This is a genomic window from Erythrobacter alti (genome assembly GCF_037996805.1).
Lineage (GTDB): Bacteria > Pseudomonadota > Alphaproteobacteria > Sphingomonadales > Sphingomonadaceae > Alteraurantiacibacter > Alteraurantiacibacter alti.
In genome coordinates this window covers 194,382-206,598 of the sequence record NZ_JBBNAX010000007.1, presented here as the reverse complement: position 1 = coordinate 206,598, position 12,217 = coordinate 194,382, and the positions used below count along the sequence as shown (strand labels likewise).

10 protein-coding genes are annotated in these 12,217 nt (G+C 63.5%); 3 read left to right on the top strand and 7 right to left on the bottom strand.

Translation table 11 applies throughout. The annotated features are described in order from the left end of the window. Nucleotides 1-83 precede the first annotated feature (83 nt). The 4 genes from AAC850_RS08755 to glnE all read right to left on the bottom strand — a co-directional run bounded on the left by AAC850_RS08755 (nucleotide 84) and on the right by glnE (nucleotide 4,872). Nucleotides 84-749, bottom strand: a complete 666-nt coding sequence (locus tag AAC850_RS08755) for a M23 family metallopeptidase (protein ID WP_340588332.1) — start codon at nucleotides 747-749, stop codon at nucleotides 84-86. A gap of 149 nt (nucleotides 750-898) precedes the next feature. Beyond that, entirely contained in the window at nucleotides 899-1,690 is a 792-nt protein-coding gene (locus AAC850_RS08750; RefSeq protein ID WP_340588331.1) for a ferritin-like domain-containing protein, read from the bottom strand. Nucleotides 1,691-1,717: 27 nt separating this feature from the next. After that, the gene (locus AAC850_RS08745) at nucleotides 1,718-2,215 is read right to left on the bottom strand and encodes a peroxiredoxin (protein ID WP_340588330.1); all 498 of its coding nucleotides are present in this window, start codon (nucleotides 2,213-2,215) and stop codon (nucleotides 1,718-1,720) included. Then, on the bottom strand, nucleotides 2,215-4,872 hold the full coding sequence (gene glnE / locus AAC850_RS08740) for a bifunctional [glutamate--ammonia ligase]-adenylyl-L-tyrosine phosphorylase/[glutamate--ammonia-ligase] adenylyltransferase (protein WP_340588329.1): 2,658 nt from the start codon (nucleotides 4,870-4,872) through the stop codon (nucleotides 2,215-2,217). The genes AAC850_RS08745 and glnE overlap by 1 nt, the downstream gene beginning before the upstream one ends. 107 nt (nucleotides 4,873-4,979) lie before the next feature. Between glnE and AAC850_RS08735 the strand changes: the two genes are divergently transcribed. Next, the gene (locus AAC850_RS08735) at nucleotides 4,980-6,623 is read left to right on the top strand and encodes a M28 family metallopeptidase (protein ID WP_340588328.1); all 1,644 of its coding nucleotides are present in this window, start codon (nucleotides 4,980-4,982) and stop codon (nucleotides 6,621-6,623) included. Next, nucleotides 6,604-7,611: an agmatine deiminase family protein gene (locus AAC850_RS08730; RefSeq protein WP_340588327.1), complete on the top strand. Its 1,008-nt coding sequence runs from the start codon at nucleotides 6,604-6,606 to the stop codon at nucleotides 7,609-7,611. Before AAC850_RS08735 ends, AAC850_RS08730 begins: the two co-directional genes overlap by 20 nt. A 168-nt stretch (nucleotides 7,612-7,779) precedes the next feature. Here the strand turns inward: AAC850_RS08730 and AAC850_RS08725 are convergent, their stop codons facing one another. From AAC850_RS08725 to thrS, 3 genes are read right to left on the bottom strand one after another with little or no spacing between them, the layout of a single operon-like run. After that, nucleotides 7,780-8,517, bottom strand: coding sequence for a sulfite exporter TauE/SafE family protein (locus tag AAC850_RS08725; protein WP_340588326.1), 738 nt, complete (start codon nucleotides 8,515-8,517; stop codon nucleotides 7,780-7,782). 3 nt (nucleotides 8,518-8,520) lie between these two features. Next, on the bottom strand, nucleotides 8,521-9,264 hold the full coding sequence (locus AAC850_RS08720) for a TSUP family transporter (protein WP_340588325.1): 744 nt from the start codon (nucleotides 9,262-9,264) through the stop codon (nucleotides 8,521-8,523). Between the two features lie 15 nt (nucleotides 9,265-9,279). Beyond that, on the bottom strand, nucleotides 9,280-11,307 hold the full coding sequence (gene thrS / locus AAC850_RS08715; RefSeq protein ID WP_340588324.1) for a threonine--tRNA ligase: 2,028 nt from the start codon (nucleotides 11,305-11,307) through the stop codon (nucleotides 9,280-9,282). Between the two features lie 86 nt (nucleotides 11,308-11,393). Between thrS and AAC850_RS08710 the strand changes: the two genes are divergently transcribed. Next, a complete protein-coding gene (locus AAC850_RS08710; RefSeq protein WP_340588323.1) occupies nucleotides 11,394-12,134 on the top strand; it encodes an alpha/beta hydrolase in 741 nt (246 codons plus the stop codon). The last annotated feature ends 83 nt before the right edge of the window (nucleotides 12,135-12,217 follow it).

Below are 12,217 nucleotides of genomic sequence, written 5' to 3'. Positions count from 1 at the left end.
GCGAGCTCTACACAAATTCCACACGAAAAAGGCGGGCATCGCGGCCCGCCTTTTTCATGTCAGAATTGCTATTTGATACTGCCTTATTCGGGGCCGCCGCGGGCAGCGCCTTCGGCCTCGTCAGCTTCGAGCTGCGCGACCATGTAAGGAATCGGATTGACCGGATCGTTTGCTACGCGGACTTCATAGTGCAGGTGCGGGCCGGTTGAACGGCCGGTCGAACCGACATAGCCGATCAGGTCGCCAATGCGAACCTGCTCACCAGCGCTGACGGTATAGCTCGACAGGTGGGCATAGCGCGTTTCGATATCGCTGCCGTGGCCGATCTGCACATAGTTGCCGTAGGAGCTGTAATATTGTGCCATTTCGACGATGCCATCTGCCGTGGCGTACACCGGAGTGCCGCGCGGAGCGGCGAGGTCGACGCCGTTGTGACGGGCGCGGCGACGCAGGATCGGGTGATCGCGCATACCGAAGCCACTGGTCAGGCGAACACCGTCAACCGGCATGCGCGAGGGAACCGAAACCGCGATGCGAGGCGCAGCGCGAACCGCGCCGGTCGCCGTGACACTGCCGCCGTTCTCAAGCGTTTCCCAGCTGGCAAACAATTCGGTGAATTCTGAATCGACATCGGCGGATGCGACTGCAGATGTATCGATTGCACCTGTCGTTGCGGCATCATCTGCCAAAGCCGGAGTGGCGACGAGCATGGTGGCTGCAGCCATGAAACTGGTGATCTTGACGAGCATGCGATCCCTTTTTCTCGTTGAGGTCAAAGGCATTGTGCCAATAACCGACCCGCGTCTGGTGTTCGAAAACACCGGCGGGAAAAATTTTTTGAGGATTTTCGGAACTCCCGTCCGCCTCATGTATTGTGGGGTATGCGGTCAAAACTTAACTAAGCAATAGCGCTGTAGAATTCGCGCGACAAACCGGCTGCAAGACGCGCCGAGTCGTTGAATGGTGGCCTCAGGCGACCGCGGAAGTGACTTTTTACCAGCATTTTCCAGTGATCTGGCGGATTTCTGCCCTTTTTGGCGCAATATGCGGCAAAATGGGTTGATCCTGCACGGACGTGGCGAATTTCATCGTCAAGGATTCGTTGGAGAATCATCGCGCCGCGCGAATCACCCAGATTGCGCACCCGTTCGAGCGTGGCGGGCGTCACATCCAGTCCACGCGCCTCCAGCACCATCGGCACGATCGCCAGCCGCGCTCCGACATCGTGGGCAGTGTCGCTGGCCGATTGCCACAATCCGTCATGCACCGGCAGATCGCCATACTGAGCGCCCATCGTGGCGAGGTGACGCTCGATAAGGGCAAAATGCATCGCTTCCTCTGCAACAACGCCAAGGAAATCGGCGACGAACGCACGACCCATATCGGCTCCGAACCGTCCGACGATATCGAGCGCGAGATCTATGGCGACGAATTCGATGTGCGCGAGACTGTGCCAAAGCGCGATCCTGTTGCGCTCCGATCCGCCCTTGCCGCGCTTTGGCATTTGCGCAGGCGGAAGAACTACCAGGCCTTCGGGCCAGTTCGGCGCATCGGGCATGGCAACGGAGAAACCGCTGGACAATTCACCTCGTCGCCAGGCGCGGACCAGCGCGCGCGTCCGCATGACCTTGGCGCGTTTATCGCCGGTCAGCAGCGCTGCGCGGATGGCTTGGGAAAGGTCGGAGCGCAAAAGGGCCTCAAACGGGTGGAACGGGTTTCAGAGCGCCTTGGCCGCGGCCAGCACGTCCTCGGCATGGCCCTTGACCTTCACCTTGCGCCAGACCTGCGCGATCTTGCCCTTCGCATCGACCAGATAGGTGGTGCGCTCCATACCCATATACTTGCGTCCATACATGTTCTTCTCGACCCAGATGCCGAGCGCGTCGGCAATCCCGTCCTCGCCGGAATCGGCGGGTTTGTCGGATGCCAGCGGGGCAGCGAGATCGTGCTTGGCAATGAACTTTGCGTGTTTCGCCGGCGGATCCTTGCTTACGCCGAGCAGTGCCACGCCGGCGGCATCGAAGTCGCCCTTGAGCGCGGTGAAGTCCTTGTTCTCGGTTGTGCAGCCGGGTGTATCATCCTTCGGGTAGAAGAACATCACCAGCGGCTTTCCGGCAAAATCGGAGGGTTTGACGCTGGCCCCATCGGGCGCCTCCATCGCCACATCGGGCATGGTGTCTCCGACGTCGGGACGCGGGCTCGTGTCTGCACTCATCACTCTATCTCCAGTGTCTGGTCGAAATGGCGCTGCCATTGCTCGGCTATCCCCTGCCTTGCATCGACCATCGATTGCAACAGCTCCAGATAGCTGGAGTGACCGCATGCTTTCGCCAGCACATCGCAGGCCGCTTCGGAAGGCTCGCTGCCATCGGGCGCGAACAGCCGCTCTGCAACCAGGAACCGCGTGAGCGCCAGGTGCCTACCGGCATGTTCGGGAGGTAGCAGTCCGGCCTCGGCGAGCTGCGCGATCGCCTTTTCCAGCGCCGGGTCTAGCGCGATGCCTTCGCGCAATTGCAGATAGTGGATCAGGAATTCGGAATCGACCAGCCCGCCGCGCAGCAGCTTGACATCGAGCGGCCCCTTGGGAGGCTTGGCATTGAGCACATCGGCGCGCATTTTCAGGACATCTTCGCGTAGCTTGGCAGGATCGCGCTCTTGGCACAGCACGCCGCGAACGATCTCGGACAGCCGCGTCTTGGCCTGCACCGAACCGAACAGCGGCCGCGCGCGGGCGAGCGCCATATGCTCCCACGTCCATGCGTCCTCCTGCTGGTATCGTTCGAACGCGTCGAAACTCACTGCCAGCGGACCCTGCTTGCCCTGCGGACGCAGCCGCGTGTCTATCTCGTAAAGCGCGCCCTCGGCGGTTGGCACGCTCAGCGCAGCCGAGACGCGGGTCGCCAGCCGGTTAAAATACAGCGAGGAGGATAGCGGTCGCGGGCCATCGGATTCGCCTCCGACGCCCCCGGTGAACAGATAGACGATATCGAGGTCGGATGCGTGGGTCAGCGCACCGCCACCCAGCCGCCCAAGACCAAGCACGACGAGTTCCGCGTTCCCGATCTGCCCGTGTTTCTGGCGGAATTCGCGCGTCGCGATCCCAGCCCCCGTCGCAACTGCGGCTTCGGCAATCCGGCACAATCCTTCGGCAATATCGAGCGGGTCCTGACGGCATTCGATCAGTTGCACGCCGAGCGAGAAGCGTTCGTCACCGACCACCTGACGCAACCGGTCGAGCTGCGTTTCGTAATCGGCATCCTCGCTTTGCGCCATGCGCGCGATCAATTCGGGAATGCCCGGAGGAAGGTCGTGCGCCGAGGTGTCGATCAGCGAATCAAGCAGTTCAGGCTTGCGCGCCAGTTCATCTGCCAGCGGCTGCGCCAGCGTCAGCACGCGCAGCACCCGTTCCAGCAGGCCGGGCCGTTCCTCGAACAGGCGGAACAGGTTGATGGCGGTGGGCAGGCGGGAAAGGAATGTCTCCCACCGCGCCAGTGCGCGATCAGGATCGGAGGCATTGGAAAGTGCCTGCAGCAGGTCGGGCCGGATGGCATCGAAGGCCTTGCGCGCTTCGGTGGAACGCAGCGCCCGGATCGTTCCGCGCCATTGCTCCACGCGCCCGTCGAACCGGTCGCGGAATTCCTCCGGCACGTCGACCTGCACCGTGGTGCTGTCATCTTCGCCCAGCAAATCGTCATACCGCGCTGCGACCGCGCCGCAAACTTCGCGCAATTCGGCAATCAGCGCCGTGCCATCGGCAAGGCCATCGAGCTTCGCGACATTGTCAATTGCCGCCTCGCTCGCTGGCAATTGGTGGGTCTGGCGATCGTCGACCATTTGCAGGCGGTGCTCGATCACCCGCAACCGGTCGTAGCTTTCACCCAACACGCGGGCGTCCTCCGCCCCGATCACTTCTGCTGCGGCCAGGGCATCGAGCGCCTCTCGCGTGCCCTTACAACGGAGGGCCGGATTGCGGCCGCCGTAGATCAGCTGGTGCGTCTGAGCGTAGAATTCGATCTCACGAATACCGCCGCGGCCCTTCTTCACGTCGAACCCCGGCCCCGGCTCCAAAGGTCCCTTGTAAGCCGAACGGATGCGCGCCGTCAGTCGACGAATTTCCTCGATGGCGGTGAAATCGAGGCTTCTGCGCCAGACGAAGGGGCGGATATCGTCGAGGAAAGCATCACCCGCCGCGATATCGCCCGCCGCTGCGCGGGCGCGGATATAGGCAGCGCGTTCCCACGCCAGCGCAGAGCTTTCGTAATGCGAGATCGCGCCGCCGACGGGCACCGCCAGCGGGCTGACCTCGCTCGCCGGACGCAGCCGCAGGTCGACGCGCAGGACATATCCTTCGCCCGTTGCCTTCGAAAGCATCTCCACGACATTGCGGGCATAGCGCTGGGCAGCCTCGCCCGGTTCATCGCGCTCGCGCCGGGCGATGCGGGCGGGATCAAACAGCAGGATCGGATCGATGTCGGAGGAGTAGTTGAGCTCGCGCGCACCTTGCTTGCCCAGCGCCAAACCGAAAAAGCCGCTCGTGTCGCCATCGGGTACGCGGCGGCGCACGGCGGCGAGCATAGCCGCATCAAGCGCGCGGTCCGCAAAGGCGCTGAGTTCTTGCATCACCTGGCTGAGTGGAAACGCACCCGACAGATCGCCTACCGCCAGTACCGCAGCAAGCGACAACCGCTCACGCCTCAAAGCCAGCCCCGTGTCCTCGATCCCGTTTCCGCTTGCCAGTGCCGCCGCCAGCGCATCATCGCCGCGTCCCGAAGCGAGCGTGTCGGCAATCTCGGGCCGGCGGTCCAGCGCAAGGCGCAGGAAGGGAGAATGCGCCCGGGCGCGCTCCAGTGCCGATTGCCAATCATTTGCCATCACCGGCATCCCTGCCTGCGCACCGCGCCCCCCGCAAGTGCGCTTGTATCAAACCGCGCGCGGTGCCACATGGTTCGCAACACATTTCGCCTTTTGGAGAGGCTCTTATGCTTCGCTTTATCGCCCCCGTCGCGCTCTTCGCTCTTGCCGCCTGCACCACCGAGCCGCGCGAGCTCGAACCGCAGATCTCGCTTGAAACCATGCAGGAAGTAACGCGCACGCTTTCTTCCGATGCATTTGAGGGCCGCGAGCCCGGAACTCCGGGCGGTGAACGAACGGTCGCTTACCTGATCGAACAGTTCCAGGCCGCAGGCCTGCAGCCGGGCAATCAGGGAAGCTGGGTGCAGGAAGTGCCGCTGGTAGAGATCACCAGCAGCAATTTCGCGCCGCTCACCGTGGGCGATCTCGCGCTTGAACATGGCAGCGAATGGGTTGGCGTGTCTTACCCGCAGGTTGACCGCACCGAGATCGCGGACAGCGAAATCGTTTTCGTGGGTTACGGCGTAAACGCCCCCGAACGCGGCTGGAACGATTACGAAGGCCTCGACATGGAGGGCAAGACCGCGCTCATCCTCGTCAACGATCCGGACTATATGGAGGAAGGGCTCGAAGGCCCGTTCAACGGCCGCGCGATGACCTATTACGGACGCTGGCGCTACAAGTTCGAGGAAGCGGCGAGGCAGGGTGCTGACGCGGCTATCGTGATTCACGAAGACTTTGCCGCGAGCTACGGCTGGACCGTTGTCGAGGGTGGCTGGACAGGCGCGCAGGCCTATGCCGACACCGGCGATGGCGGGATGAACAACACCGCCATGAACGGCTGGGTCCAGTTGGAAGCAGCGCGCAAGATTTTCCGCGAAGCCGGCATGGATATGGACGAGATGATCCTTGCGGCCCGCCAACCCGATTTCGAGGCTGTGCCGCTTGGCGTGACCATGTCGACCGGTTTCGACAATGCCATCCGTCGCTTCACTTCGAGCAATGTGATCGGGATGCTGCCGGGCAACCAGCGTCCGACGCAATACATCCTGCACACCGCGCATTGGGACCATTTGGGCCGCTGCGGCGCGCCGGAGGACGAGGACCAGATCTGCAATGGCGCGGTCGATAACGCGACCGGCACCGCTGCGCTGGTTGCGCTCGCGCAGGCCCATGCCGAAGCCGGCCCTACAGCGCGCACGCAGGTCTTCCTCGCGGTGACGGCAGAGGAATCGGGCTTGCTCGGCTCGGAATACTACGGCGCCAACCCTGTTTTCCCGCTCGACCGAACCGTGGCCGGGGTGAATATCGACGCGCTCTATGTCTTGGGCGAAGCGCAGGACGTGACCGTGATCGGCGGCGGCAAGAGCGAGCTCGACAGCTACCTCGCCGATGTCCTCGCATTGCAGGGCCGCACCGCAACGCCCGATGCCGCACCGCAGGCGGGCCGCTATTATCGCTCCGACCATTTCAGCCTCGCCAAGCGCGGCGTGCCGATGTTCTACATCAAGTCGGGCCAGACACTGACCGAGGGCGGCGCCGAGGCGGGTGAAGCAGGCTACCAGGATTACAACACTAACCACTATCACGCGGCGAGTGACGAATATTCGGAAGACTGGGACTGGGCCGGCGTGATGCAGGACCTCGATCTCTACTTCCGTCTTGCCCGCGCACTGGGCGACACCGGCGAATGGCCGAACTGGAACGAGGGCGACGAATTCCGCGCTATCCGCGACCAGAGCTGTGCATCCGATGCCAATGCGGGCTGCTGACGCGATGGCGTTTTTCATGCCCGGCGAATGGGCAAGGCAGGACTGGATCTGGATCGGCTTTCCCGCCCATGCCGATTTGTGGGAAGACGACCTCGCCCTCGCGCAAAGGCAGATGGCGACTTTTGCCAATGTCGTTGCCGAAACCGGCCAGCAGGTGCGCTTGGTCGTGCGCGACAACGCTGCGGAAGAGGCGGCGCGGGCGCTGGTGTCGGGCGCGGTGACGATAGAGCAGCACCCCTACGGCGACATCTGGCTGCGCGATACCGGACCGCTGACGCTGCTTGGCCCTGACGGCGCACGCCGTGCACAGGGCTTCGGCTTCAACGGCTGGGGCGGGAAGTACCTGATGGAAGGCGACCAGGAAACCGGACCCTCGCTCGCGGTGAGTGGCGGAATGGATTACAGGCGCGCTGACTGGATTCTCGAGGGCGGCGCGATCGAGAGCGACGGCACCGGACTGGTTGTCACGACCGAACAATGCCTGCTCAACCCCAATCGCAACCCTGCGCTCGGCCAAGAGGAAATTGCCGCTAACCTGCAGCGCGATCTCGGCTTCGACCGGATCTTGTGGCTTGGAGACGGGCTGTCGGGAGATCACACCGATGGCCATGTCGACAATTTGGCGCGCATGGTGGCACCCGGCACCATCGCGATACCTGTCGCAAGCGGAGCAGACGATCCCAATGCCAATGTCTACGAGGATGCGCGGCAGCGTTCACGCGACTTCGGGCTGGAGGTGCGCAATGTGCCGTCCCCCGGCCTTGTCGGGCCAAGCGATGATGCCGAGCCCGCCAGCTACATGAATTTTGCGATCTGCAACGATGTGGTGGTGGTGCCTACCTATGGATCGCCGCATGATGCGGACGCGGTTGCCGCGGTCGGTGCGCTATTCCCCGATCGCGAAGCCGTGGGCCTGCGGGCCGACGCGGTCCTGACCGGCGGCGGCAGCTTCCACTGCGCCAGCTGCCACGTGCCGCGCCCTGTTTAACCTTTCGTTAGGGATTTGGGCGGATACTCCGGGCATGGCCCGTGCAATAGCCCTTTCCCAGCTTGCCCTCTCCAGGACAATCGCCCCCCAATTGCGCGAAACCGTGCGCATTGCGGTTGTATCTTCCTGCGGAATTGCTCTCATTGCAGCGGGCCAGTTTCTTCCGGTCTAGGCGACCAGCTTCCAGAAAGCCGCGATAGCCGCCCCGCCAAGGACCAGCGCCGTCGCGACCTGCCACTGCGTTTTCGATACCTTCCCGAAGGCCCGGTGGCCGAACCAGTCGCCCACCAGCACGGCAGGAAACAGCAGCATCGCCAGTTCGAGCTCTTCCAGCCCGCCAACATCGCGCCAGAGGAAAACGGCGGCTGAAATGGGCGTCACAACCAGGAAGATCGCCATCATCGAAGCGCGTGCCACTTTTGGCTCCAGCCGTCCGCGCAAGTAAAAGGGCGCCATTCCCGGCCCCGGCATCCCGGCAAACCCGCCGAAGAACCCGGTGAAGAAACCCGACAGCGCGATGGCAGGCTTGCGCGGCATCGCCACTCTGCCCAGCGGCACTACGACCAGCACGAATGCACCGAGCGACACCAGCGCGATCAGCACGCGCGCCCAATCGATACTCAGCGAGACGAGTGCCCACAGGCCAAGCGGCATGGATGCCAAAGCGACAAGGGTAATAGGTACGGCAGACCGCTCGGCATCGCGGCGAATGCGGCCCAGATCGGTTAGGCCGATGAGGAATAGCAGGACAAGGCCGATCAGCACCGCCGCGGTTGGCGCAATGGCGAGTTGCAGGACCGGCACCAGCACGACCGAAAGGCCGAACCCGGCAAGGCCACGCACGAACCCCGCAGCAGTCGCGGCAAGCAGCGCGACCAGCACGGCTTCAGGCGCAAAGCCGAACATCGCTCAGACCAGCTTCACGAATGCAGCAATGGCAGCGCCGGCGAGGATCAGGCCAACAATGGTGCGCCAGGCCGGGTCGGATACACGGCCCGAGGCCTTGTTGCCCAGCCAGTTGCCGAGCAGGACGGCAGGGAACAGCAGCGCCGCAAGAATGGCGACCTGCCAATCGAGCACTTCGAGCACCGCACCCGAGGCAAGCCCTGCCAGCGGCGCGATGGTGAAGATCAGCATCATCGAAGCCTTGGCCGTCTCGCGCGGGATATCGCGGCCAACGTAATAGGGCACGACCGGCGGGCCGGGCATACCCGCATAGCCGGTCATCAAGCCGCTTACCAAACCCACGCTCCCCGTGGTCAAGGCTCCTGGCGTTGTCGCCGGACGGCGCGGCAAGAGAACGGCGAGAAAGGCCGAAAACGCGATTAGCGCGATGACCAGGCGAGCGATGGCCGGCGTAGTCACCGACAGGGCGAGGAAGCCCAGCGGCGCGACCAGCAGGACGATCCCCGCAATGACCCATGCCGAACGCTCGGCACCGCGCACCAGCCGCACGATCTCGGACAGGCCGATGAAGACCGAGAGGAAATTGGCCAGCAACACCGCGTCGAGCGGCGTCAGCGCCAATGCGAGGATCGGCACCAGCAGGATTGCCATGCCGAATCCGGTCAGTCCGCGCACGAAGGCCGAACCGAGCGCCGCGAAAAGCGCCGCGGCAAGTTGCACGCCCGAATAGGCGGACAAAAGGTCCACCGTCCCGGCCCGCCGTCAGGCTTTGAGGTCGGGCGGCGTGGCCGCGTCGGTCAGGAAGGCCACGGCCTCGTCGAGCGGAAGGAATTGCTGCTCCTTCTCGCCGAGCGTACGCATGGCGACCGTGCCTTCCTCCGCCTCGCGCTTGCCGACGACCAGCAGGTGCGGGACCTTGGCGAGCGAATGTTCGCGCACCTTGTAATTGATCTTCTCGTTGCGCAGGTCGGTCTCGACCCGGATGCCCGCCGCCTCGAGCTTCGCGGCGACTTCGTTGGCATATTCATCGCAATCCGAAACGATCGGCGCGACAACAGCCTGTATCGGGGCGAGCCACACGGGCAGGCGACCGGCAAAATGCTCGATCAATATGCCGATAAAGCGCTCGTACGACCCGAAGATCGCGCGGTGCAGCATGACCGGGCGGTGCTTGTCGCCATCCTCGCCAATATACGTCGCATCGAGCCGTTCGGGCAGCACGCGGTCGCCCTGGATCGTGCCAACCTGCCAGGTGCGGCCAATCGCATCGGTCAGGTGCCATTCGAGCTTGGGGGCGTAGAAAGCGCCTTCGCCGGGCAATTCTTCCCAGCCGTATTCCTCGTTATCCATGCCCGCTTCGGCCACAGCATCGCGCAATTCCTGCTCGGCCTTGTCCCAGTCTTCGTCCGAACCGAACCGCTGGTCGGGGCGCAGCGCGAGCTTGACGTGGTAGGTGAAACCAAAATCCTTGTAGACCGCGTCGGCCAACTTGCAGAAGGCGCGCACTTCCTCGACCACCTGATCCTCGGTGCAGAAAATATGCGCATCGTCCTGCGTGAACTGGCGCACGCGCATCAGTCCGTGGAGCGCGCCATGCGGCTCGTTACGGTGGCAGCAACCCATCTCGCCCAGCCGGATCGGCAGGTCGCGATAGCTGGTGATGCCCTGCTTGAAGACTAGTACGTGGGCCGGACAGTTCATCGGCTTGATCGCCATCCAGTCTGAATCCTGCGCCACGGCGGGCGAGGCATCGCCGCTCTCGGCATCGACCTCGGGCACGATGTCGGGCACGGCGAACATGTTCTCGGCATATTTACCCCAGTGGCCCGACTGGGTCCATTGGCGAACATCCATCAATTGCGGCGTCTTGATCTCGCGGTAGCCAGCGCCATCCATCTTGCGGCGCATATAGGCTTCCAGCTCGCGCCAGATGCGGTAGCCCTTGGGATGCCAGAAGACGGAGCCGTGCGCTTCTTCCTGCAAATGGAACAGGTCCATCTCGCGGCCCAGCTTGCGGTGGTCGCGCTTGGCCGCTTCTTCCAGCCGCATGAGATGCGCGTTCAATTGCTTCTTGTTGAGCCAGCCGGTGCCATAAATGCGCGTGAGCTGCGCATTGTTCTGGTCGCCGCGCCAATAGGCGCCTGCCACCCGCATCAGCTTGAACGCCTGCGGATCGAGCTTGCCCGTGCTCGGCAAATGCGGGCCGCGGCACATGTCGAGCCATGCGCCGTCCGATCCCGGTTCGCCCGACCAGTAGACGGTCAGTTCCTCGTCCTCGGGCAATTCCCTGGCCCATTCGGCCTTGAAGGTTTCACCTTCGGCTTCCCATTTCTCGATCAGCTGCTCGCGGCTCCACGCTTCGCGCACCAGGGGCTTGTCGGCCTTGATGATCTCGCGCATTTTCTCCTCGATCGCGGGGAGGTCGTCCATGCTGAACGGCTCGCGCGTGTCGGGCGCTTTCACATCGTAATAAAAGCCATCGTCGGTCGCCGGTCCGAAGGTGATCTGCGTGCCCGGCCACAGCGCCTGCACGGCCTCGGCAAGGACGTGGGCAAAGTCGTGCCGCGCCAGTTCGAGCGCATCGTCCTCGTCGCGGCTGGTGATGAGTTCAAGCTCGGCATCGCCATCGAACGGGCGATTGATATCGCGCACTTCGCCGTTCACGCGCGCGGCGATGGCGGCCTTGGCAAGCCCGGGACCGATGGCGGCGGCAACATCGCCGGGTGTGCTGCCCGGTTCCATTTCGCGGGACGATCCATCGGGCAGGCTGATCTTGAGCAATTCGGTCATGGATTGCCACCTAGTGCCTCCGGACGAGCGCGCCAAGGGGGATTGCAGCTTGCCGCACATGGGCGCGCACTTCTAACACGCTGTTCATGACGACCACGCAGACTCACCCATCACCGCTCGGCACCCAGCTCGCCTTTCGCCACACGCCCGGCTCCGGCCCAGCAGTCGTGTTCCTGCCCGGCTACATGTCCGACATGGCGGGCGGCAAGGCGACGGCGGTCTTCGATCATTGCATCGCTCGGGGGCGCGAGTGCCTGCTGCTCGATTATTCGGGCTGCGGCGAGAGCGACGGAAACTTTGCCGATGGCACGCTCGGCATCTGGCGGGACGAGGTGCTGGCGCTGATCGCTGCTCAGGTCAGCAGCGAGCGGGTGGTCGTGGCCGGTTCATCGATGGGCGGCTGGCTGATGCTGCTCGTCGGCCTGGAACTGGGCCAGCGGTTGGCAGGCCTTGTCGGTATTGCCGCCGCTCCAGACTTCTCGGATTGGGGCTTTGACGAGAACCAGAAGGCCGGGTTGCGAAACGGCGAAACGATCTACGAAGATAGCGATTACGGATATGATCCGATGCCGACTCACGCCAAGTTCTGGCAGGATGCAGAAACACGCAAATTGCTGGGCGGCGCGATTGATCTTCATTGTCCGGTACGCCTGCTGCATGGGCAGGAAGATAGCGACGTCCCGCCTGATACGTCCCTGCGCCTCGCCGCCGCGCTGGAGAGCGAGGATGTGCAGGTGACGCTGGTCAAGGGCGGTGATCACCGGTTGAGCCGCGAGGGCGACATCGACCTGCTGTTGCGCACGGTGGATAGTGTGGTGGAAATGTAGTTTCCGATGAAACATTTTAAGTGCAATGCTTTCCATGCAGCGATAGAGGCGCGCGGGAACTTCCGCTAGGACCACTCGCTGGG